Annotated in this window: 20 protein-coding genes and 1 rRNA gene; 15 read left to right on the top strand and 6 right to left on the bottom strand. The window is 39.7% G+C overall.

Annotated elements, in window-relative coordinates:
* Positions 1 to 18 precede the first annotated feature (18 nt).
* Positions 19 to 1561, bottom strand: a 16S ribosomal RNA gene (locus QUE09_RS02355).
* A gap of 677 nt (positions 1562 to 2238) precedes the next feature.
* Here QUE09_RS02355 and QUE09_RS02350 point away from each other — a divergent pair.
* Positions 2239 to 2679 (top strand): RNA recognition motif domain-containing protein, encoded by a 441-nt coding sequence (locus QUE09_RS02350; RefSeq protein ID WP_286234601.1) that lies wholly within the window; start codon positions 2239 to 2241, stop codon positions 2677 to 2679.
* Positions 2680 to 3170: 491 nt separating this feature from the next.
* Positions 3171 to 4265 carry a tRNA (uridine(54)-C5)-methyltransferase TrmA gene (trmA, locus tag QUE09_RS02345; protein WP_286234600.1) on the top strand — a complete coding sequence of 365 codons (1095 nt, stop codon included), beginning with the start codon at positions 3171 to 3173 and terminating at the stop codon, positions 4263 to 4265.
* Between the two features lie 2 nt (positions 4266 to 4267).
* Here the strand turns inward: trmA and fabR are convergent, their stop codons facing one another.
* Positions 4268 to 4900 carry an HTH-type transcriptional repressor FabR gene (gene fabR / locus QUE09_RS02340; protein WP_286234599.1) on the bottom strand — a complete coding sequence of 211 codons (633 nt, stop codon included), beginning with the start codon at positions 4898 to 4900 and terminating at the stop codon, positions 4268 to 4270.
* Positions 4901 to 5108: 208 nt separating this feature from the next.
* Here fabR and QUE09_RS02335 point away from each other — a divergent pair, with 208 nt between their 5' ends.
* The gene (locus tag QUE09_RS02335; protein ID WP_286234598.1) at positions 5109 to 6227 is read left to right on the top strand and encodes an acyl-CoA desaturase; all 1119 of its coding nucleotides are present in this window, start codon (positions 5109 to 5111) and stop codon (positions 6225 to 6227) included.
* A 101-nt stretch (positions 6228 to 6328) separates the two neighbouring features.
* Entirely contained in the window at positions 6329 to 7756 is a 1428-nt protein-coding gene (gene sthA, locus QUE09_RS02330; RefSeq protein ID WP_286234597.1) for a Si-specific NAD(P)(+) transhydrogenase, read from the top strand.
* Positions 7757 to 7837: 81 nt separating this feature from the next.
* On the opposite strand, the gene hemE is transcribed toward sthA, so the two are convergent.
* From hemE to mpl, 4 genes are all read right to left on the bottom strand, one after another.
* The gene (gene hemE / locus QUE09_RS02325; protein ID WP_286235865.1) at positions 7838 to 8905 is read right to left on the bottom strand and encodes a uroporphyrinogen decarboxylase; all 1068 of its coding nucleotides are present in this window, start codon (positions 8903 to 8905) and stop codon (positions 7838 to 7840) included.
* Positions 8906 to 9521: 616 nt separating this feature from the next.
* Positions 9522 to 12743 carry an amidohydrolase family protein gene (locus QUE09_RS02320; RefSeq protein WP_286234596.1) on the bottom strand — a complete coding sequence of 1074 codons (3222 nt, stop codon included), beginning with the start codon at positions 12741 to 12743 and terminating at the stop codon, positions 9522 to 9524.
* Positions 12744 to 12922: 179 nt separating this feature from the next.
* Entirely contained in the window at positions 12923 to 13540 is a 618-nt protein-coding gene (locus QUE09_RS02315; protein WP_286234595.1) for a flavin prenyltransferase UbiX, read from the bottom strand.
* A 10-nt stretch (positions 13541 to 13550) separates the two neighbouring features.
* Complete coding sequence (gene mpl, locus QUE09_RS02310) at positions 13551 to 14918, bottom strand: UDP-N-acetylmuramate:L-alanyl-gamma-D-glutamyl-meso-diaminopimelate ligase (RefSeq protein ID WP_286234594.1); 1368 nt, start codon at positions 14916 to 14918, stop codon at positions 13551 to 13553.
* A gap of 190 nt (positions 14919 to 15108) precedes the next feature.
* Between mpl and QUE09_RS02305 the strand changes: the two genes are divergently transcribed.
* The 11 genes from QUE09_RS02305 (at position 15109) to astA (ending at position 24767) form a co-directional block, all read left to right on the top strand.
* Complete coding sequence (locus tag QUE09_RS02305; RefSeq protein ID WP_286234593.1) at positions 15109 to 16257, top strand: YcbX family protein; 1149 nt, start codon at positions 15109 to 15111, stop codon at positions 16255 to 16257.
* A gap of 2 nt (positions 16258 to 16259) precedes the next feature.
* A complete protein-coding gene (locus QUE09_RS02300) occupies positions 16260 to 17000 on the top strand; it encodes a 5-oxoprolinase subunit PxpA (protein ID WP_286234592.1) in 741 nt (246 codons plus the stop codon).
* On the top strand, positions 16978 to 17691 hold the full coding sequence (locus tag QUE09_RS02295; protein ID WP_286234591.1) for a 5-oxoprolinase subunit B family protein: 714 nt from the start codon (positions 16978 to 16980) through the stop codon (positions 17689 to 17691). Before QUE09_RS02300 ends, QUE09_RS02295 begins: the two co-directional genes overlap by 23 nt.
* Positions 17688 to 18632, top strand: a complete 945-nt coding sequence (locus tag QUE09_RS02290; protein WP_286234590.1) for a 5-oxoprolinase subunit C family protein — start codon at positions 17688 to 17690, stop codon at positions 18630 to 18632. The genes QUE09_RS02295 and QUE09_RS02290 overlap by 4 nt, the downstream gene beginning before the upstream one ends.
* Positions 18633 to 18747: 115 nt before the next feature.
* Positions 18748 to 19107 carry a DUF6249 domain-containing protein gene (locus tag QUE09_RS02285; protein WP_286234589.1) on the top strand — a complete coding sequence of 120 codons (360 nt, stop codon included), beginning with the start codon at positions 18748 to 18750 and terminating at the stop codon, positions 19105 to 19107.
* Between the two features lie 10 nt (positions 19108 to 19117).
* Positions 19118 to 19669, top strand: a complete 552-nt coding sequence (locus QUE09_RS02280) for an RNA polymerase sigma factor (RefSeq protein WP_286234588.1) — start codon at positions 19118 to 19120, stop codon at positions 19667 to 19669.
* Positions 19670 to 19678: 9 nt separating this feature from the next.
* Entirely contained in the window at positions 19679 to 20035 is a 357-nt protein-coding gene (locus QUE09_RS02275) for a hypothetical protein (RefSeq protein ID WP_286234587.1), read from the top strand.
* A 118-nt stretch (positions 20036 to 20153) separates the two neighbouring features.
* Positions 20154 to 20753: an anthranilate synthase component II gene (locus tag QUE09_RS02270; RefSeq protein ID WP_286234586.1), complete on the top strand. Its 600-nt coding sequence runs from the start codon at positions 20154 to 20156 to the stop codon at positions 20751 to 20753.
* Positions 20754 to 20825: 72 nt separating this feature from the next.
* The gene (locus QUE09_RS02265) at positions 20826 to 21974 is read left to right on the top strand and encodes an HDOD domain-containing protein (protein ID WP_286234585.1); all 1149 of its coding nucleotides are present in this window, start codon (positions 20826 to 20828) and stop codon (positions 21972 to 21974) included.
* Between the two features lie 506 nt (positions 21975 to 22480).
* Positions 22481 to 23698, top strand: coding sequence for an aspartate aminotransferase family protein (locus QUE09_RS02260; protein ID WP_286234584.1), 1218 nt, complete (start codon positions 22481 to 22483; stop codon positions 23696 to 23698).
* Positions 23699 to 23750: 52 nt separating this feature from the next.
* Entirely contained in the window at positions 23751 to 24767 is a 1017-nt protein-coding gene (gene astA, locus QUE09_RS02255) for an arginine N-succinyltransferase (RefSeq protein WP_286234583.1), read from the top strand.
* The last annotated feature ends 31 nt before the right edge of the window (positions 24768 to 24798 follow it).

Here is a 24798-nt window from a genome sequence, read left to right as displayed (position 1 = left end):
ATCTGTCTTACTTCAAGATAAGGAGGTGATCCAACCCCAGGTTCCCCTAGGGTTACCTTGTTACGACTTCACCCCAGTCATGAATCACAAAGTGGTGACCGTCCCCCCGAGGGTTAAACTAGCCACTTCTTTTGCAACCCACTCCCATGGTGTGACGGGCGGTGTGTACAAGGCCCGGGAACGTATTCACCGTAGCATTCTGATCTACGATTACTAGCGATTCCGACTTCACGGAGTCGAGTTGCAGACTCCGATCCGGACTACGATACACTTTATGGGATTCGCTCCACCTCGCGGTCTTGCTGCCCTCTGTATGTACCATTGTAGCACGTGTGTAGCCCATCCCGTAAGGGCCATGATGACTTGACGTCGTCCCCACCTTCCTCCGGTTTATCACCGGCAGTCTCCTTAGAGTTCCCGACACTACTCGCTGGCAAATAAGGATAGGGGTTGCGCTCGTTGCGGGACTTAACCCAACATTTCACAACACGAGCTGACGACAGCCATGCAGCACCTGTCTCAGAGTTCCCGAAGGCACAATTCTATCTCTAGAAAATTCTCTGGATGTCAAGGGATGGTAAGGTTCTTCGCGTTGCATCGAATTAAACCACATGCTCCACCGCTTGTGCGGGCCCCCGTCAATTCATTTGAGTTTTAACCTTGCGGCCGTACTCCCCAGGCGGTCAACTTAGCGCGTTAGCTACGCTACTCACGTTTCAAGAACACAAACAGCTAGTTGACATCGTTTACGGCGTGGACTACCAGGGTATCTAATCCTGTTCGCTCCCCACGCTTTCGTGCCTCAGCGTCAGTATTTGTCCAGGTGGCCGCCTTCGCCACTGATGTTCCTTCCAATCTCTACGCATTTCACCGCTACACTGGAAATTCCACCACCCTCTACAATACTCTAGTTAGCCAGTTTCAAATGCAGTTCCGGAGTTGAGCTCCGGGATTTCACATCTGACTTAACTAACCGCCTACGCACGCTTTACGCCCAGTAATTCCGATTAACGCTCGCACCCTCCGTATTACCGCGGCTGCTGGCACGGAGTTAGCCGGTGCTTCTTCTGTCGCTAACGTCACAGATGCAAGGTATTAACTTACACCCTTTCCTCACGACTGAAAGTGCTTTACAACCCGAAGGCCTTCTTCACACACGCGGCATGGCTGCATCAGGGTTTCCCCCATTGTGCAATATTCCCCACTGCTGCCTCCCGTAGGAGTCTGGGCCGTGTCTCAGTCCCAGTGTGGCTGATCATCCTCTCAAACCAGCTAGAGATCGTCGCCTAGGTAAGCCATTACCTTACCTACTAGCTAATCTCACTTGGGCTAATCTAAAGGCGAAAGGTCCGAAGAGCCCCCCCTTTGGTCCGTAGACATTATGCGGTATTAGCAGTCGTTTCCAACTGTTGTCCCCCACCTCTAGGCATATTCCCAAGCATTACTCACCCGTCCGCCGCTCGACGCCAGAGTAGCAAGCTACTCTTCGTTTCCGCTCGACTTGCATGTGTTAAGCCTGCCGCCAGCGTTCAATCTGAGCCATGATCAAACTCTTCAATTAAAAAATCGTTTGTGCATCCGAAGATGCTGCTCAATGAATTCTGTACATCTTTTTGACTTACTTTAAAAAGTTAGACAAAAAGTAAAAACTTAAATAAGTTTTTGTATGAACATTCACTAAGACATTTTTGTAACCTAAGTTACTGGTAAAACATCATCACTGTGAGTGCCCACACAAATTGCATGATAACTAATTGTTAAAGAACTTAAATCTTTCGATTTCACTAGGCATCTCATTCGTGCTTAGTGTCTGCTCTACCGTTGAGAGCGGATGCGCATTTTACGCATCTCAGTTTCGTTGTCAACACTTTTTATTTAACTTTTTAAATAATTTTTTGTGTTACTGTTTTTTACTTCAATGAAATAAAAAACATCTTCAAAACCGCTTCTTGGCTTGTCCCCGAGAAGTGGAGCGCATTGTAGAGATCTTCTAAAATGGATCAAGTACTTTTTTCATTATTTTGTTTGTTTGCCGTTTTAATACACAATATGTCGTTTTATTCGCTATTTATTGCACATTATTCGAATATTAACTGCATTTCTAATGTTATATACATTTTCGTTTTATTTAATCAACGCTTTAATTACGCTAACTTGTTGCACAATAGGAAAAGCGCGGTAACATGTATTTGCAATTAAATTTTGTATTTTAAAAATAATAATTAGGTAATCTTTAATATGACTTCTCCGAAAACTACACAAATACTAGTAGCCATAGTATGCGCTATTGTTGCTTATTTTATTTCTATCTATATAGAAGCAAGTGCAATAGTTGTTGCAATATTGGTATTTGTGAGCGCAATAATAACATCGTTATTTACAAGCAATGCTTCAGAAAGTGCTACAACTGATGTTAAAACACTTTATGTAGGTAATTTACCTTACCGAGCAAATGAAGGAGCTGTACGAGCTCTTTTTTCTGATTACGGTAAAGTGCATTCCGTTAGATTAATGAAAGACAAACATACAGGTAAAAGAAGAGGCTTCGGGTTTGTAGAAATGGCTGCTGATGATGTTGATGGTGCAATTAAGAAACTAAATGATTCAGAATTTCAACAAAGAACCCTTAAAGTTAGAGAAGCAAAAGAACGACCCGAAAAACAATTTGATAATGAATAACATACTTATATTAATAAAAAACCGCTTTAGATAGGCGGTTTTTTTACCTTAAGCATTAATATAATTCAAATATTGAAAATACTTTGCTTTGCAAACCAATACATGTCTGAGATATAAAATCTTACTTCAAGATAAATACTTCAGGTGCTCTATCTTACTAGCTTGAATAACAACATATCAAAACATCATACGATGATGTTATCACTTTATATACGTCGATATATAAGCAGCATTTTGACATTAACAGAATTTAATTATCTTCCTGTTGTTAACCGCACACAACTGACTCACTAATATAAAATATCCGCTTTGAGGTTTATCTATGTTTAAGCCCTAACTTGATTAATCGATGAAAAGTAGCAAACATTCACGTCCTCATTTGTCCCTATTGAATAAACAGGCTATAGATAAAAATAATACTAAAAACTAGACAAAGAGAAACTGGGCGCTAAAATCTGCGCACTCACAGTTCGACCAACTAAAGGCACCTTATGTTTAGTCATATCGACCCAGCACTGTATGAATCTCAGCTAACAGAAAAACAGCATAAAATGACGGAGTTATTTAGTTCTTTGACTACCACATCATTTGAAGTCTTTAGTTCTCAACCGTTAAATTATAGGCAGCGAGCTGAATTTCGCGTCTGGCATGAAGGCGAAGATCTGTTTTATATAATGTTTAATCAAGAGACTAAACAGAAATATCGTGTAGATACGTTTCCTGTCGCAAGTACATTAATAAATATCTTAATGACTGCTTTACTTGAAAATATTAGAAATAACGAATTATTGCGTCGCAAGTTATTTCAAGTAGACTTTCTAACGACACTGAGCGGTGAAGCTGTAATTAGTCTGCTATATCATAAGCAACTCGATGATCAATGGTTGAGTCAGTGTCGCCAACTTAAAGAAAAGTTATCCAAAATTTGCCCGATTGATTTCATAGGTCGTGCACGCAAGCAAAAACTTATCGTCGATAAAGATTATGTAAGCGAAACTCTAACGGTTAATCAAAAACAATATGTCTATCAACAAATAGAGAATGGCTTTACTCAACCAAATGCTGGCGTAAACGAAAAAATGCTTACTTGGGCACAAAATGCAACCCAGAATAAAGGCGGCGATCTTGTCGAGTTATATTGTGGCAACGGAAACTTCAGTATCGCATTAGCAGAAAACTTTGATCGAGTACTTGGTACTGAAATTTCAAAAACATCAGTAAAATCTGCCCAAAAAAATATTGCTGATAACCAATTATCTAACGTCGAAATAATCCGAATGTCTAGTGAAGAATTTAGCCAAGCAATGAATGGCGAAAAAAGCTTTCGCCGCTTAGCTGATTTAGATTTAACAACATACAGTTATGAAACAGTGTTAGTAGACCCTCCACGTGCGGGGTTAGATCCTGACAGTGTTGAACTTGTCAGTCGTTTCAATACTATCATTTATATATCGTGTAACCCTGAAACCCTAGTTGATAATTTACAGCAACTTACGAAAACACATAATATAGAAAAGATGGCGTTATTTGATCAGTTTCCTTACACCCATCATATCGAAACAGGCGTTATTTTAACCCGTAAATAACATTAAAGCGGTACGGGTTTGTTACTCTCTATACGGTTTGCTAGCTCCATCGCTCCTCGAGCGATGAAGCGCAATTGTTGAATCGTTCGCTCAGATAGCAATTCACGCTCTTTTCTATCAGCATCAAGTGCGTCCGACCCTGCACTAAACACAATCGTCACTGCCGCATTTGCTTGCAAGTAGGCAACTTCCGCATCAAGTCTATTCGCCTGTTGCAAATAGTCACACAACTCTAGCGTAAAGTAGCTAATTTCTCGATTTACCGCGGCTCTAAATGCAGGTGATGTACCAGAGCGTTCACGCAATAATAAGCGGAAAATATTACCATTGTTTTCAATAAACTCCATAAAGGTAAGTACTGAGATTTTGATCACAGAACCACCTTTTTCTATGCGTTGTCTTGCTTGGCGCATTAATTGACGGAGTGTTAAACCCGCTTCGTCAACCAACGTTAACCCTAGCTCATCCATATCAGAGAAGTGGCGATAAAAAGATGTTGGTGCTAGCCCTGCCTCTTTTGCAACTTCTCTTAAGCTTAAATTAGAAAAGCTTCGCTCAGCGCTCAATTGATTTAATGCTGCGTTAATAATTTGCCTACGGGTTTTTTCTTTTTGTTGGGCGCGAATACCGCTCATAGTGCTCTAATTAAACAAAGGTAATAAGTTTATATGATACTCAAATAACACGCTAAGGGGAAATATCCAATACACAATTACATACAGTTGTACTCTTAACATTGTATCAACTTTCTTCAAATCTTAATAAAACAATACTTGACTATGGATGAGGTGAATTTAAAATAGCTTACACTTGTACACTGAAAATAAATTAATCGAGTGATTAATGAAAAAACCTAAGATTATTTGGCTAAACGTTTCCGTCTTTGCCATCACCTTTTTAATTGCAGCCATTGCTGTTCCATACCGCGCATTGACACATGGCTTTGATGGCGCCGAAATATTAATGGCAATTGCTTGTTTCTGTTATTGTGGTATGTCTATCACTGCTGGCTATCATCGTTTGTGGTCACATAAAACTTACCAAGCTCATTGGTCTCTCAGGTTTATCTATGCCATTGGTGGCGCATTTGCGCTGCAAAATAGTGCTTTACACTGGTCTTCAGACCATCGTATTCATCACAAGCATGTTGATAAAAATGATGTTGACCCATACTCAGCAAAGCGCGGATTTTGGTTTTCTCATATTGGTTGGATGTTACGAGAATATCAATCTCACCGATATAACGATTATGACAATGTAAGAGATTTGCAAAAAGATCCCATTGTCATGTGGCAGCACAAACATTATTTAACGCTGGTACTACTTACCAATATAGGTATTCCACTACTCTTTGGTGTAATACACGGTGATGTCATTAGTGCACTGCTATTAATTGGCTTTTTTAGGCTCGTACTTAGTCATCATACAACGTTTTTTATTAACTCATTAGCACATATTTGGGGTAAGCAAACTTATAGCGAAAAGAACACTGCTCGAGATAATGGCATACTTGCGTTATTTACTTTTGGCGAAGGCTACCACAACTTCCATCATAACTTCGAAAATGACTACCGTAATGGCATTCGTTGGTGGCAATTTGACCCAACAAAATGGCTGATCAAAAGCTGTGAATTTTTGAAACTAACACATAAATTACGCGTCAGCCCTGAAGATAAAATTATAAAGGCGCGCGTATCAATGGAACTTAAAAGGAAGCAACTCAAACTTGCTACACACCCCAACGCTGATCAACTGCTAGAGCGACTTCAACAAGAATATGACAATTTAATGCTGAAATTGAATGACTTTTATGAAGTTAAAAAACAGCTTTTACTCAGCAAACGTGAACAGTTAATTGCAGATGTAGAAAAATCAGATTTACTGTTACGTTACAAGGAAATCAAATTCAATTTGCAGCAACAACAGCGCAGTTGGCAATTTTTTCTTGAAAAAGTCGCATAAAAAACAATTTATTAGTGCTGGCCTAGCACATCTATAAATTTACCTAGATACTAATTCCTGCTAAAATTTTTTAATTATCGGCAGGAATTAAGGTTTCCATCTTGGCTAAAAATACTTCTTCTAAAAACAATAAAATAACTTTTGATTTCGACGCTATCATTATTGGTACAGGCCCAGGGGGTGAAGGCACCTCAATGGAGCTTGCGAAGAAGAATAAACGTGTTGCAATCGTCGAACGTTATAAAGATGTTGGTGGTGGCTGCACGCATTGGGGCACTATTCCCTCTAAAGCATTAAGACAAAGTGTTTCCCGACTTATTGAGTACAATTCAAATCCACTTTTTAGGCAGCACGAAAAAGCAAAACATCTAACGTTTTCGGATATTTTAAGCCATGCCTCAGCGGTAATTCGTAAACAAGTTCAATTACGTAGTGGGTTTTATGACAGAAACCGCGTAGAACATATTGTTGGTGAAGCTTCTTTTGAAGATAAAAACACACTTAAAATTGTCAAACCAGACGGTTCAATAGAGACAGTTACCGCAGAGCAAATAGTCATTGCTACAGGGTCGCATCCATATCGCCCTGATGATATTGATTTTAATCATCCAAGAGTATACGACTCAGATACCATACTATCCTTAAAACATGACCCACGTTCTGTGATCATATACGGTGCAGGTGTTATTGGTAGTGAATACGCCTCAATTTTTCGGGGGCTGAGTGTTAAGGTTGATTTAGTCAATACGCGTGACCGATTATTGTCCTTTCTTGATGACGAAATGTCTGATGCCTTAAGCTACCACTTCTGGAATAATGGTGTTGTTATACGCCATGGGGAGCAAATAAAACGTGTGGATGCTAATGATGAACACGTTGTTGTTCATTTAGAGTCTGGCAAAAAAATGAAAGCTGATTGCTTGTTATGGGCAAATGGACGAACAGGTAATACAGCAGCGCTAAAACTCGAAAATGCAGGTTTAAAAGCCGATGGCCGAGGACAGCTTAAAGTCAATGATCTTTATCAAACGGAAGTCGACAACATATACGCAGTGGGAGATGTTATTGGCTATCCAAGTTTAGCAAGTGCTGCTTATGATCAAGGTCGTCTCGCAGCATCAGCGATGATGGATAATAAAAGTACTGCCAAACTGATTGCCGATATCCCAACAGGCATATATACCATTCCAGAAATAAGCTCAGTAGGTAAGACAGAGCAAGAACTTACCGAAGCGAAAATACCTTACGAAGTAGGTCGTTCACAGTTTAAGCATCTAGCGCGAGCACAAATTGCTAATAGCTTGGTAGGCACACTGAAAATACTCTTTCACCGAGAAACAAAAGAAATTCTTGGCATTCACTGCTTCGGCGAAAACGCGGCAGAAATTATTCACATCGGACAAGCCATTATGCAACAAAAAGGCGAAGGTAATACCATTGAATATTTTGTAAATACCACGTTCAATTATCCTACAATGGCTGAAGCATTTCGTGTCGCGGCATTAAATGGTCTTAATCGACTGTTCTAAAACCACGTTATTCAATAGATAAAAAAAGGGGTCAGGTACAATTTATGCCTAAATTGTACCTAACCCCTTTTTTATATTCGTTTACAAATGAAACGGTTTACTTAAGCGATGCACTGCATCAATAAAGTAACCCGCATGATCTGGATTAACATCTGGATGAATACCATGTCCTAAATTGAATACATGCCCTGTTTTTTCAGTACCAAAGCCTTTTAGAATTGTCGCAACTTCTTCTTCAATACGTTCTTTAGGTGCGTATAACATTGATGGGTCCATATTGCCTTGCAGTGCAACTTTATCTCCAACACGCGCTTTGGCATCTTCAATGTTAATTGTCCAGTCTAAGCCAACGGCATCACAACCCGTTGCTGCAATGGATTCAAGCCACATGCCACCATTTTTAGTAAATAAGGTTACTGGCACTCGTCTTCCATCATTTTGACGCGTTAAACCATCAACAATTTTCTCCATATATTGTAAAGAAAAATCTTTATAATCCCGTGGCGATAACACCCCGCCCCAAGTATCAAAAACCATCACCGATTGAGCACCAGCAGCGATTTGTGCGTTTAAGTAACTAATAACTGAATCGGCTAATTTATCAAGTAATAAGTGCAGTGTTTGTGGTTCTGCATACATCATCTTTTTGATCTTAGTAAAAGCTTTAGAACTGCCGCCTTCAATCATATAAGTAGCCAATGTCCAAGGGCTACCAGAAAAACCAATAAGTGGCACAGAACCATCTAAGGCTTTACGAATAGAACGCACCGCATTCATCACGTACTGCAATTCAACTTCTGGATCAGGCAGACCAATTTTATCAACATCTGCTTTACAGGTAATTGGACGCTCAAACTTTGGTCCTTCGCCAGTTTCGAAATATAGACCTAACCCCATCGCGTCAGGGATCGTTAAAATGTCACTAAATAAAATAGCGGCGTCTAACGGGAAACGTCTTAATGGCTGAAGTGTCACCTCGGTAGCAAGCTCAGTGTTACGGCATAATGCCATAAAATCACCTGCATCTTTTCGTGTTTCCTTGTATTCAGGAAGGTAACGTCCTGCCTGACGCATCATCCAAACAGGCGTGTAGTCTACAGGTTGGCGAAGCAAAGCACGTAAATAAGTGTCGTTTTTCAATTCAGTCATTAAAAATGCATCCGATAAAAATAATGCGCGCATTCTATCACCGCGCTATATATTGATCTATGTTCTACATCAAATTCTTGATACAGATTTCAACAAATCTTTGTGGCACTTTCGCCAGTCAATTCTTTGTAAAATGAAAAATACAAAATTAATTTAAATTTTATTTATTGATTTGTTAACAACTCCAAATCAGTACTGTTCAAAATAACAACACATCGATACAGCTAGAAAAACCAATGAATTCATAGCCTTTAAGCAAGGTAAAGTTACCATCACTTTTTAAATGCCTATTAACATTACGCTAACAAGGGTTATTACGAAAAAACTCGTGGTATAAATGCTCTAATAAAGTTGTTGCATGGCGAAATTCCCTTTGCTATAAATTGTCCCGCGCTAACAGAAAACAATAATAATAAAAAAGCAGAATTAATAAGAAGCTAGTAAAACTAGACCATACAGCGAGCATTTCAGGCCTTACTTCGGTAAGGCTTTTTTATTGCCGATTTTTGAGAGTTCTTAATAAACGCCTAACAGAATAAACACATTTAAGGACGTGACAAACGCCATAAAAAAGCCGACTTATTAAGCCGGCTTTCACTGTCAAATAAACATATCTTTATTCGAAATAAAGCTTATCTCTTGTCACTTTATTGTTACCAATTTCATTCATGGTTTCCGCATTATATAAACGCCCATTTATCATGGTATAACTGATTTGATCCGATAAACGAATGTCTTGTGTGATATCACCATCAATGACAATCAAGTCAGCAAGTTTACCTTGTGTTAATGAACCTAGGTCTTTGTCTAATCCTAGAGACTTAGCCGGTGCTATTGTCGCGGTGCTTAATGCTTCAATAGGTGACATACCGCCTTGCGCCATCATCCAAATTTCCCAATGCATTGCCAAGCCCTCACGTTGACCATGACCGCCGGCATTTACCAATACGCCAAGATCTTGTACTTCTTTTGCAACTTTCGCGACATTAAAATGGTTATAATGATGCAACGGTGCTTTAGTACGACGCATCGAACGAGGATCAAGTACTTCACTTGGTACATACTTGCTCAAGCGGTGATGTTTCCACACGTCGGTTGTATCATACCAGTAATGTTCACCAGAAATTCCACCATAAGAAACACCCATTGTAGGTGTATAAGCCATTGAAGAATATGACCAAAGCTGTTTAATATCATCGTAAATAGCAGCAGTAGGAATTGAATGTTCTAACGTTGTATGACCATCAACAAGCATTGTAAGGTTATGCTGTAATAATGAGCCCCCCTCAGGAACCACCATTACACTCATTTCTCGACCCGCTTGAATAAACTGTTGGCGCTGATCACGACGTGGCTGATTATAGCTTTTAACCGAAAATGCGCCGGCCTTTTTTAAACGTTCTATATGAAATTTAGCATCATCCAAGCTATCTACATGCGCAGTAGCACCAGCAGATGCAGCACCATATAAAATACGCCCTGTTGAAAACAATCGAGGGGCTACAATCTTACCTGCTTTTTGCATTTCACTCGCCGCAAAAAAGCTTGATGTATCATTTGATGGGTCATGAATAGTTGTAACTCCCAATGACAGACCCGCTAAATTCTTCCAATTTTGTTCGGGAATAATTTGATAGCTAGCCTGTGGTCCATGCGCATGGGCATCGATAAGTCCAGGTACAATCGACTTTCCAGTAACATCAATTACCTGTGCTCCTTTTGGAATGGATACATCTCCTTTACTACCTACAGCGATAATTTTATTAGCTTTTACTAAAACAACACCGTCATCAATAACGCCTTGCTTATCCATGGTAACAACTTTACCACCCACAAAAGCCGTCATACCCTCTGGTTTATCTATTTTGTGTTTAAAACTTAATGAGGTAACCAAAGGCTCTATTTTTTCGGTTTTTTCGTCGTCGGCTGAGAAATCAAAAAGCTTATCAACGGATGCTTGATACAGGTCTGCACCTAAATTCCAATACAAGCTTTTAGCATCACCATGCCAACTGATACCTTCACCTGCTCTAGTAGAAAGCTGCTTAACAGGAAAGTTTTTAGCACTTGGCCCGGTATCTATAACACTGCCACGTTCAACAAATGGCGTAACAAATACTTTAAACCGTTCTGCAAACGCAACATGTTTTCCGTCCGGTGATACGCGATATTCAGTGGCAAACTTTCCTTGATAGAGCGCCTGCTTATGTTGACCATCTAAATCAATTTTAAATAACTGTGTTTTCTTGCCGCCTTGCGTTAGATAAATACGATCATTACGCGCGCCAAAATGAGGTGCATAGCCTGACTCTGTAATTAACGTTGCCTCACCACCTTTAGCCGGTACTTGATACACACCGGCATTTAACCCCCACTTAGGGTTCAGAATTGCACCAGCTTGCACTTTTCGATAAACAACGGTTTTACCATCAGGAGAAAATGTAGGTTCGATATACTTGCCCGGCTCAGTTGAAATCGTTTTACCTTTGCCACCACGAGATGAAACTATCTTTACGCTGCCGAATTTGTTGTCGTCCCATGTGGTATACACGATTTTTTTACCATCACGAGAAAAGCTTGGGTTTAGTTCTCTGTGGTTATTTTGCCTCGTTAAACGCTTGGCGGGTCCTTTCGTTTTACCTTTTGACAATGCCTGCACATAAATATGCCCCATTGATTCAAATACAACCTTTTCGCCATTTGGCGATATTTCAATATCACGCAGCATTTTTACATCAAATTCATTTTGATCTAAGTCTTGCTCAAAGCGCAATGCTGCTTGTATTTTCTTTTGCGTTTGCACATGGAACGGTATGACTGTCGCGTTCCCAGATTTAGTATCTAAACGATTAATTTGACCACCCGCCCAAAAGACAAGCGTTCTGTTATCGGGTAACCATGCCATATCAGGGTAAACACCATGTATCGCCCAGGTTTCTTGCATATCACGATCAAGGTTTTCATACACTAACGTTTCTTCACCTGTTTTTAAGTCATAAAGATACAAGTTTGACTGAAAATCATCGCGACTTATAAAAGCAAGTTTTTTACCATCTGGCGAAGGTACAGGCCTAATTGCTCCACCCTTACCTGAAATAATCGTTTTAATCTTACCCGTTTCTAATTCGAAACGTTTTATATGATAAATACCAGACTCTGAATCTTTACTGTATTCAAAATACTTACCTGGTGTTGCATCTTGTGAAAAATACACATAACGGCCGTCTGGAGAAAAAGCAGGTTCACCCAAGTCTTTTTGCTCATTAGGGCGCTTAGTTAACATAACACCGCTACCACCTGACTTATGGTACAGCCATACTTCGCCTGCGCCTAGAGAACGTCTACCGGTATAATGTTTACGACCTACTAGATATTCACCATCAGGTGACCATGCAGGACTATTTAGTAAACGAAATGTTTCTTTGGTAACAGGTTTTGCGGCAGAGCCATCGACATTCATCACCCATAAATTATCACCACCACCTTGATCCGATGTAAAGGCAATATGTTTTCCATCAGGGCTAAACGTTGGTTGCATTTGCCATGCTATATCAGTCATTAATGCCGTTGCTTTTCCACCTGTAATTGGCATGGTATATATGTCACCGAGGAGATCGAATACGATGGTTTTTCCATCGGGACTGACATCGACATTCATCCATGTCCCCTGAGTAACATCAATATTAGCGGTGACAAATTGCCCTTGAGGCGCATTTACCGACCATTTTTCATCATTACTTTCTTTTGATTTGTCTTCAGCAGCACTGTGTCCACTTGTCATTGACAATACAAGAGCCAGTGTAACAGTAGACAATACCTGAAGTGACTTTTGAGGCATTTGTATATCCTATTTGTTTATCGTTATCATTTTATTACTAGACATCCTTGTAACTTCAAGTAACAGCATGCCTTAGTAATCTGCCATTTATGCAGATACTAAAGCATAATTGTATACAAAGGTTCAATCTTGATGAGATAAACGAGAATATATTTACGGTAAACGCCGAGCTTAAGAGATTATTTTTGATAACCCCAGCGCGGCATAATATCTTGTGGAATGCTTAAATGGTCAAGTAACCTACCGACCATAAAATCTACCAAATCATTTATTGATTCAGGATTATGGTAAAAGCCAGGGGCTGCAGGCATGATAGTTACCCCCATTTGAGAAAGCGTTAGCATATTTTGTAGGTGTATCGTAGAAAAAGGTGTTTCTCTAGGTACCATAATTAACTGGCCACGTTCCTTAATAACAACATCTGCTGCACGTTCAATCAAATTGTCGCTCATACCTTGACTGATCGCAGCCAACGTACCTGTAGAGCACGGACAAACTACCATTGTTTTAGGTGCAGCAGAGCCCGACGCTACCGGAGAGAACCATTGTTCTTTACCAAATACGACAATTTGCTCTGGTTTCGCTTGAAAGTGTTCAGTAAAAAATTTACTTGAAGCTTCAGGAGAAGCAGGAATTTTAATATTAGCTTCAGTATCCAAAACAACGCGTGCAGCACTGGATATAAGTAGGTAAATTTGATAGTTGGCTGCCACTAAACATTCCATCAGCCTTAACGCATACGGTGAACCTGATGCGCCGGTGATCGCTAATGTTATCTTTCCGTTAAAGTCGCTCATTATTATCTCATTATATTTCCGCTAAACCTGTTAGTAATCTATCGTGAATATCAGCAAAACCGCCATTACTCATTACCACAATTGTATCACCAGGTTGCACTTTATTAAGTATGGTCTCAGTAAAGCGTTGTATATCATTATCTACAACACACGGCTGTTGGCAGTCCTGTATTAGCTTGTCTACTGACCATGTCACTTTATCATCATGATAAACAAACGATAAATCGGCATTAGCAAGCGAACTTGCCAATGTATCTTTATGAACACCTGATTTCATTGTATTTGATCTTGGCTCTAATACCGCTAGTATTCGCCCTTGCCCAACGCTTGCACGTATTGCACTAAGTGTTTTTTTTATCGCTGTTGGATGGTGCGCAAAGTCATCAAAAACGCGAACTTTTTGTACTTCTCCACGTAACTCTAATCGTCTTTTCGTATTCACAAATTCGGATAAGGCTTCAATAGCAACTTTACTTGGTACCCCTGCATGCCGAGCGCTTGCTATCGCCATTAAGCCATTTTCGATATTAAAATCCCCTATTAGTGACCAATTAACCGTCCCTTGCACTTGCCCTTTAAAGCTAACGACAAACTCACTACCTTCATCATTAAGCTTCTCAGCGTGCCAACCATCTTGTTTATTTGCATCATCAACCGTTACTTCCGTTGGTGTCCAGCACCCCATGGCTAATGTTTCACTAATCGCATGATCTTTTGCAGGCGCAAGCACTAGACCATTACTTGGTACCATACGAATTAAATGATGAAACTGCTTTTGAATATCACCGAGGTCATTGAAAATATCGGCATGATCAAATTCCATATTGTTCATCACTAACGTTCTGGGTCTATAGTGGACAAACTTAGAACGCTTATCAAAAAATGCGGTGTCATACTCATCGGCTTCAATAACAAAAAAAGGAGAGTTTCCTAATCGTGCCGAGCAGTCAAAATTTTGCGGTACACCACCAATTAAAAAACCGGGTGTGAGTTTGGCATATTCCAAAATCCACGCCAACATAGAGCTAGTTGTTGTTTTTCCATGCGTGCCTGCTACGGCTAGTACCCATCGATCTTTTAACACATGTTCAAGAAGCCACTGCGGACCAGATGTATATGGAATATTACGATCAAGGACATATTCGACCATTTCGTTGCCACGTGTCATAGCATTGCCAACAATAACTAAATCAGGTTCATCCGCTAAATGCTCAATGAGATACCCTTGCTTCAGTTCAATACCTAACTCGGAAAGTTGTGTGCTCATTGGCGGATAAACATTAGCATCGCACCCTGTAACACGATGGCCTAATTGTTTAGCAATGGCGGCGATACCACCCATAAAGGTGCCACAAATACCGAGAATATGAAGATGCATACTTTTCCTATCAATCAAAGTGAAAGTCACTAAATTGTCAGCAATATACCTGAAATTGTACTTTAACTCACCTCAAATTCTCGCCGTTTTAAGCAATTAGAGCGGGTAAGGTAAAATATCCTAAAAATGCAATTGCACTTAGATCTAGGGTTTGCCAGAATTAGGTTAAATCACTTTAGAGGGAAGCATAGTGTCTATCCTAGAAGTTCAATCACTACACATTTATCCAATTAAATCTGCCGCGGGAATCGATTTATCACATGCTTGGGCAGATGAATATGGTTTAAGTTTTGATCGACGTTTTGTTGTGACTGAGCTCAATGGTCAATTTATCACCGCGCGAACCCAACCAAAACTTTGCTTGATTACGGTAAATATTACACCAGAGGGCCTTGTACTCACTGCTCCTGATATGCCGGTTCTTGAAATAAAAAGCCGCCAGTTTAGCGAACAATACCATGATATAACTGTGTGGAATGATAATATAGAAGCACTGTATTGCCATCAGCACTACGATAAGTGGTTTAGTGAATACTTAGGCATACCTTGCCAGTTACACTTTTTTGCTGAACGGTCTACGCGCTATGTTAAAAATCGCAATAACCAAGTCGCTTTTGCTGACGGTTATCCATTACTCATTACAACACAAGCAACTTTAGATGATCTTAATAAGCGGTTAAAAAACCATCAAGTCAGCATGAAACAGTTTCGCCCTAATATTGTTGTGGCTAACAGTGAAGCTTTTGCAGAAGACACTTGGCAACATATTCGTATCGGTGAAGTCGAATTTGAAATCACAAAACCCTGTAGTCGTTGTATCTTTACAACGGTAGATCCTGTTACAGGTGAAAAGCACGCGAAACAGGAGCCTCTAGCGACTCTAAAACAATACAGACAACTTGCAAATGGTGACGTTATTTTTGGTCAAAATATGGTGGCATTGAACAAAGGTACAATACGCCAAGGTGACCAAGTAACGATATTAGCGCAACAAGCAGCGCCGCTTTATAGCAAGCCATCTAAAGTGAGCAAAGAGCCATCTAAAGAAACAATACAACCAAAGAAAGTGCCCAAAAATGTTAATTTAGTATTCGATTCTTGGGGAACTTCCCATAAAGGTAATACACAAGAGCCAATATTAGATCAAGGTGAAGAAGCCGGACTAATTTTACCTTATTCTTGTCGAGGTGGTATGTGTGGTCGCTGTAAAATAAAATTAGCAAGTGGGGACGTGAAACAACTTGCAGATGATGGATTAACCGATGAGGAAAAACAGCAAGGATATATACTTGCTTGCAGCTCAATTCCACAATCAGATTTACTACTAACATCAGGGTAAAAATGCCAATACTACTCAATTGTGATCTTGGCGAAAAAGTGCATGACAACGATGCCTTACTTATGCCGTTTATTGATCAGGCCAATATTGCTTGTGGCTTGCATGCATCAGACCCTCAAACGATAAGCCACACAATACAACTCGCTATCAAACATAATGTCGCTATCGGCGCTCACCCTAGCTATCCTGACAAAGCTAATTTTGGTCGCGTGACGATGCCACTTTCACAACCGGCACTTGAATCTGTTTTACATTATCAATTGGCGGCATTTTCTCAATTATGTGAGTTAAATGGTACTCAACTGCGTTATGTAAAGCCACATGGCGCTTTATATAACGATATGATGAAAGATCACGACATTTTTACCACGCTTTGTCACGTTATCGCACAAATGTTTACTGATGTTTCACTGATGATACAAGCTTTACCTAATATGGCTCCTTTTATCCACATTGCCAAGCACTACAATATTTCAATCATTTCCGAAGCCTTTGCCGATAGGAACTACCAAGATAACGGTCTATTGGTGCCACGTTCTCATTCATATGCTATGGTAAACGATAGTACACAAGTTAAACAGAACATCGCGAATCTTCTCAACACAGGTCACATGACATCAACGTCGGGAAAAACTCTGCCACTTAGTGTGAAAAGTTTATGTGTTCATGGTGACAACGAGCATGCGCTTGCGATAGTCAAACAAATTAGGCAGCAAATTGATGAATACGACCGAACAAGTTGAAATTTCTGCTATTAGCGAAGATGCTGTGCTCATCGAGTGGCAAGAAGTGATCTCGCCAACGATTCAACAAACGATCAACCAATTAAAAACACAGTTAACCTCAACGTTAAAGCACAAAGTCATTGAACTTGTATCCAGTTACAACAGCCTGATAGTTTATTATCGATTTGACTTGATCACCTATCAACAGTTACTTGCCGTTATAATTGAACACACAGCAACCCCTACTGATTTACAACATAATTTAGACAAAGTACCTGAACTAGTGATCCCTGTTTATTACCAAGGTTTTGACCTGAAAAACGTTGCGCATCAATTGTCATTATCAACAACAGACGTGATTGCGAATCATAGCGAAAATAAATACATTGCCTATGCACATGGCTTCTCGCCAGGATTTTGTTACCTCGCTTCTCTTGACAAAACGTTGCACCTCCCGCGAAAAGCTAGTCCTCGCGTCAAAGTACCGCGCGGCGCAGTCGCTATTGCCGGTCAACAAACGGCCGTTTATCCAAATATTAGCCCTGGTGGTTGGCATATTATTGGCTTCACACCGATGCCAATGTATAGCACACAAAATGAGACATTTTCGCCAACGATTACACTTGGGCAAGTTGTTAGTTTTACGCCAATTTCTAAAGAGAATTTTATCAGTATGGGCGGAAATATCGACGAGATTATAACGCCATGATCACTGTCGCTAAATGTAATAATAATATTTCCGTTCAAGATCTAGGTCGTGCAGCAGCACAACACTGTGGCTTTAGTGCCTCAGGTGCCGCCGATGAGTATAGCTTTTTACTCGCCAATCAATTACTCGGTAACGCAGCAAATACACCCGCTTTCGAAGTATTTATGGGCAACGTAACACTCAACGTTAGCCAACCCTGTGATATAGCTATAACAGGCGCACCTTGTGAAATACTGATAAATCACCAATTAGCTCCCTCTCGTCAACGCTTTTCGCTTAATGCTGGCGACACCCTTCAGTTAAAAACACCGAAAAACATGCTATATAGTTATATCAGCATCAAAGGGGGGATTAACTGTAAAAAATGGCTTGAAAGTGCCAGCTTTACCTCACATGAAAGTCATATTGATGGACATATCCAACCGATAGTTGCTGGCGATCGTTTTGCTTTCTCTGAATCATCTACAATCAAAAATACTAAAGGTAAGCCGCTAAACAAGGAGCGCTCGTTATTTTTTCATCAACCTGGCGAACAGACATTAACCTTAAGGTTTATACCCAGTAACTTCTTTAATGCATGGACACCTCATCACCAATCAACGTTTTTAGATCAGCGTTATTGCATTGCCACGAACAGTAATAAAATGGGTTATCGCCTGACAGGCAAAGCTATTACAGTAGAAACTGATGAGCAACGTCTCTCAAAACCGGTTAGCTTAGGCACGATTCAATTACCACCAGATGGTCAGCCAATTGTACTCATGAAAGCAAGACAAACCATTGGCGGTTACCCGGTACTTGGTACTGTAATTCAAACAGATGTCTATCGGTTGAGTCAAAAACGACCTAGCGAGCACGTTTGCTTTAAAACAACATCACTTGCGCAAGCGCAAGCCCAATTATTGGCTTATAAGCATCGAATGGGCTTATCTTCACCTTAACAAATAACATTATTATCAATAATTAATGAGTGACAGAAAAAAGTTCCTATCGTTGCATCCAAATTACGTTTATGCGCATCTTATCCAATAAGACCCAAAAATTTTAGGAAACGTTATGTTTAATGTAGAAGTATTCATACCTGTGGTTTTATTTATTTGTATCGCCGTTATTTTATGGCGTATCGTTAATTACTATACGGAAATTAAGAATGCTCAACAGGTCACTGTACAAAAGCTGATAGACAGTGGGCAGGAATTATCTGCTGAGCTCATTGCCAGTATTTCAAAACCAAACTCAAATGACAAAAATAGAGATTTATCACGCGGAATTATTGCTATCAGTATTGCAATAGCCATCTTCTTTTACGGTAAATTTGCTGTACAAAGCGTCGAGTTTTCTTGGTTATCAATTTTCCCCCTCATGCTTGGTATCGCTTGTATCATCATCCATAAAGTACAACCGAAAACTGAATAAGGCATATAAAATGCCATTACAGGATGAAAGTTCACTCATTGCCCAGGTTATTATTCACGGTGATAACCTGGCATTTGGTAAGCTCGTCGCTTTCTATCAACAACCTTTGCGCCAATATTGCCGCAGATTAACAGCACCCGATCATGCATTGGCCGATGACATCGCTCAAGAGTGTTTTGTTCAAGCTTTTCGAAACATCGCTCAGTTTAGCGGTAAGGGGAAGTTTCAATCATGGTTATTTCGTATTGCCTATTATAGTTTTCTTCAGCATTTACGACGTAAGCAAGTAACCGAAGAATATATTGAACAGGTTGATGAAAGCGCAGATACTGCAAACCAAACAATTCAGTGGGATTTAGAACGAGCAATGGCAGCACTTTCTACCGAAGAACGTACGTGTTTAACCTTAGTATTTTCTTTCGGTTATACACAACAAGAATGTGCTGAAATTCTAGAGAAACCTCTGGGGACTATAAAGTCACACTGTAAGCGTGGTAAAGAAAAGCTCACTCAGCTAATGACCAATGATGGTAACATTAACAACCAACCTGAGGTGGCATAAGGAGATAACATGGATAATATAGAACAGCTTCTTAAACAACCGTTGCCGTCTGTTAACGATGATCATTTTACTGAACAAGTAATGGACGATATTTATCGCTATCAAAAATGGCGAAGCATTTTTCTTGTCGTAAGCGTGATTATTTCAATGATAGGGTCTTCGATAGTACTCTTTCTATTTGTAGAGAATACTGCGTTGTTGCAAACACTTAACGATACATTTATTTTAAGTTCGCAAGCTAATGTAAACGCTGCTTTATCGATGATAAACATACCAAGCAATACGATTCAATCACTGGCATTATGTTTGTTAGTAACCTTATTTAGTGTCGTCGCTATGCAAAAGGGCAGTCAGTTTATGAAATAACGTGATAACACGTTCATTACACATTAGCACGATCAAAAATAGTTGATGAATTGTCGAGGCTATCACTTTAGAATAGCCCTCGCATACCATAACGCTAGTAACGACAGGGCCTATTTTCGTGTTATTAATGATCGACAATTACGATTCTTTTACTTTCAATCTTGTTCATTATTTTCAGTCACTTGGACAAGAAGTTATTGCCTTTCGCAACGACGAAATTACGCTTAAGGAAATCGAAAAGTTAGCACCCAAGTATATTGTAATTTCACCTGGCCCCTGCGATCCAGATAAAGCAGGCATATCCTTAAAAGTTGTTGAACACTTCGCTGGAAAAGTGCCTATTTTAGGTGTTTGTTTAGGCCATCAATGCATTGCTCAAGTTTTTGGTGCAAATGTCATCAAGGCAACGCAAGTCATGCATGGTAAAACAAGCCAAGTTCACCACCAACAAAAATCAGTCTTTTTCAATTTAAATCAACCGTTAACCGTAACTAGGTACCATTCATTGATTGTTGATATTGCCACCTTACCGTCTATGCTGGAGATAACAGCTTGGACAGAAAATAGTCAAGGTGAAGTTAAAGAAATAATGGGGCTCGCACATCGGGACTTCCCCATTGTAAGCGTACAGTTTCACCCAGAATCAGTAATGACTGAACAAGGACATCAGTTATTAAATAATTTTATTTCTCAATACTCTCACTATAATTGTATTTAAATAGATAAAATTAAACGTTACCCTAACAATGCACATCGAAAACCATCAGTCATATTTAACGCTAGATATCTAATGAAATTATTTGAAAATAACGACAACATTGCCCCGATTTACCAAAAAGCTATTGCGCTAACAATTGGCAAAGAATACGTAGATAGCGATCATACGATCACGTCAGTTATTTCCAAACAAAACAGCGAACAAGAAAACCGACGTCGAGAGTTACTGGCTGTAGAAGAGAAAGCCAAGCAAGAACGTCTTATCGAAGAACATGGTAAAAATCACTTTAAGCACCAAATGATGAGTAAGTTTTTTACCACAGTAAACACGCATGTTAACAATGCCTTTGATCAAAAGGAAAGTTTATATACTGATGTGCTGCAAATTGAAGATGCTGCGCCCGACATTATGGAAATACTCGCAGTAAAAGCGGCTTCGGTTAAGCGTATTGCACCACTGGTAAATTCACTGCCTTGGTTAGCGGATGAACTCGTTAACCTGGTGAACAAACCACAATATAGAAAGCGGGCAGATGTACAAGTTACCGAACCAAATTTAGCATTAACTTATGTTGGGTTAGAAAACCTTAAATTGGTAATGCCAACTTTCATGTTAAAACACTGGCTTCCTACCAGTACTTCACCATTTGGTTTAATGAAAAGGAAACTGTGGAATGATGCGGTTACTATAGCGTTAGCGTCTCAAGCACTAGCAAAGTTTCATCACCAAGATACATTTACCGCATTTTCAGCTGGTATGTTTAGCAACATAGGCCTAATGGCGGTTACCCGTTGCTTCATACAAATATACAATGATTTACATAAAGAGGCATTAAAAGACGCCTTTGACAACAAAGATAAGCGATTACATGACGTCCTGGTTGAGTTTGACCTGTCACCCGAGTTATTACACCAGCAACTTATTAGCAGAAGCGCAACAGTAAGTGCGGATCTTGTAGAACTGATGCGTTTTGATAGATTAATGATTACTGAGCCAGTCTTTGATCTTGCCTATACTGACGATTTTAGCGCTATGACCGATATAGCAAAATTAGTCGCAAAAGCTAAAGCTTATGTTATGTATCGCAACTTAGCAGCAGACGAAATGATATCGTCATCCGAAGCAAAATCTTTGCTAAGTAGCGTAAAGCTCACTAAAGCAGAAATAGCTCATTTGAAAAAAACAGACATAGATCACATTAAACTCACCTTTAATCACTAAACACAGTCCAAGCCTATGAGTGAATTTGTGGCTAAATGCCGGAAAAATAGCTTTAGTTGGTAGCAAAAATGGCAGCATCTCAAAATTTTTTTTTGAGTAAATATGAAAGCATTGTAAAAATTTAATGCTCTAAAAACATGCAAATACACCTAAGCCTCATTAATTTTAAGCAAATTTTTAATACATTATAGTTATGCAATATAACTGAATAAAAACTACAAACCCCTTGTTTTACAAGGCTTTCGAGCACTTACAAGCGAGACAACAATTGTTTTATCTGTCATAATGCCTCGTATGTGTTTATCTTTGGTGTATATTTTTACTACACTTTTTTGCCTCGTAATTTGTAATTAATTTCTCGCAAAACTTTTATACCACAAAGGTAAATACACTTTATTTATTGAACAACTCGCATAGCAGTAAAAGTGAGCTATTATTGAGCATCACTGCTGCTAAGCACTTAGTTAAACAAAACAAAATAGCTTCCCGAACTTAAGGAGTACAAAATGAGTAATCACCAACCGGTCAGCCGTGAATTATTTGATGAAGTAATGGTACCTAATTATGCACCATCTGCAGTAATTCCAGTAAGAGGCGAAGGTTCTCGCGTTTGGGATCAGCAAGGTAAAGAGTTTATCGATTTTGCTGGTGGTATCGCAGTAAACTGCTTAGGCCATTGTCACCCAGCACTCGTTGGCGCGCTAAAAGAGCAAGGTGAAAAAATTTGGCACCTTTCGAATGTAATGACCAATGAACCAGCATTGCGTTTAGCTAAAAAACTTGTAGATAATACCTTTGCAGAAAAAGTCTATTTTGCCAATTCAGGGGCAGAATCTAATGAGGCAGCATTAAAGCTTGCACGTCGCTGGGCATTAGATGTTCACGGTGAGCACAAAACACAAATTATTGCCTTTAAACAAGGTTTTCATGGTAGAACGTTTTTCACCGTAACCGTTGGCGGTCAAGCAGCCTATTCAGATGGCTTCGGTCCAAAACCTGGCGATGTCGTTCATGCCGAATATAACGACTTAGAAAGTGTAAAAGCATTAATTTCAGAAAAAACATGTGCCGTAGTTATGGAACCCTTACAAGGTGAAGGTGGCATTATTTCTCCAACCGCAGAATTTGTTAAAGGTGTGCGTGAATTATGTAATGAAAACAATGCGCTACTAGTTTTTGATGAAGTTCAAACTGGTGTTGGCAGAACAGGTGATTTATATGCCTACATGGGCTTAGATGTTACACCTGATATTTTAACAACAGCTAAAGCACTTGGCGGTGGTTTCCCAATTGGTGCGATGTTAACAACAACTGAAATTGCTAAACATCTTAAAATAGGTACTCATGGCAGCACTTATGGTGGCAACCCATTAGCGTGTGCGGTAGCGGAAGCTGCATTTGATACTGTAAATGATCCAAAAGTATTAAACGGCGTAAAAGAAAAAGCAGCACTATATGTTGAAGGCTTAAATGCCATTAATGAAAAATATCATGTCTTTAAAGAAATCCGTGGTAAAGGTTTATTGATTGGTGGTGTACTTGCAGATGATTATCAAGGCAAAGCAAAAGAATTTCTTGTTGCTGCGATGGAAGAAGGTGTAATGACACTCGTTGCTGGCGCAAGTGTTGTTCGTTTTGCACCTTCATTAGTTATTCCTAATGATGATATTTTAGAAGGTTTAGCTCGATTTGAGCGTGCCGTTGCAAAAGTAGCTAACGCTTAACTTTTGAAGGGTTTCTCAGCGATGAGAGACCCATCCACGTTGAGAAGTAATTATGATCATTATTCGCCCTATTCGACATAACGATTACGATGCGTTACACAAAATTGCCGTAGAGTCTGGCCATGGATTTACCTCTTTACCAGTAAATGAAGAGCTACTTTCACAACGAATTGCACACTCAGAAGCATCTTTTCATCGCGACGTAATCACCCCTGGCAATGAAGGCTATCTTTTTGTCATGGAAGATAGCGAAACAGGAGAAGTAGTCGGAACTAGTGGTATTGAAGCTGCCGTAGGTCTTGAAGACGCTTTTTACCATTACCACGTAGGTAAAGTTGTACATAGCTCTCGAGAGCTCAATGTCTACAATACTGTAGAAACACTTTCACTATGCAATGACTACACTGGCGCAACAGAAATTTGCACCTTGTTTTTATCGGAAAGCCATCGTAAAAACAATAATGGACGCTTTCTATCTCGCATGCGCTTTCTTTTTATTGCCGAACATTTAGAACGTTTTTCAGATACCGTAATCGCGGAAATGCGTGGCGTATCTGATGATGAAGGCCGTTCTCCCTTTTGGAACTGGCTTGAAGAGCATTTCTTTTCGATGGACTTTCCAACCGCTGACTATCTCACCGGTATTGGTAAAAAAGAGTTTATCGCAGAGCTAATGCCCAAATACCCTATCTATGTCAGCTTACTCAGTAAAGATGCACAACAAGTAATTGATAAAGTACATGACAAAACCGTTCCTGCACTAAGACTATTAGAGGCAGAAGGTTTTAGTCGTCGTGGATATGTAGATATTTTTGATGCAGGTCCTACTGTTGAAGCAAAAATACGTGATATTCGTTCAATTCAAGAAAGCTCGCGATGCCAAGTGATTATTGGCGATGTAGATAACAGCAACAATTACATTTTGTGCAACAGTAAAATTGCTGACTTTAGAGCAGTACAAGCGCCAATTTTATTACGTGAAACCGCAAAGCAAGCAGTTATATCACCACAGGTTGCAGAAAGCTTACATGTCACAGATGGTGACTGGATTAGAATAGTTAAAAATTAAATTCACCCTCGCTAAATTAAGCAATATAAAA

The organism is Thalassotalea sediminis (genome assembly GCF_030295915.1).
Taxonomy (GTDB): domain Bacteria; phylum Pseudomonadota; class Gammaproteobacteria; order Enterobacterales; family Alteromonadaceae; genus Thalassotalea_C; species Thalassotalea_C sediminis.
Note: the sequence above shows the minus strand (reverse complement) of the source record. Positions and strands in the feature narration are given on the sequence as shown.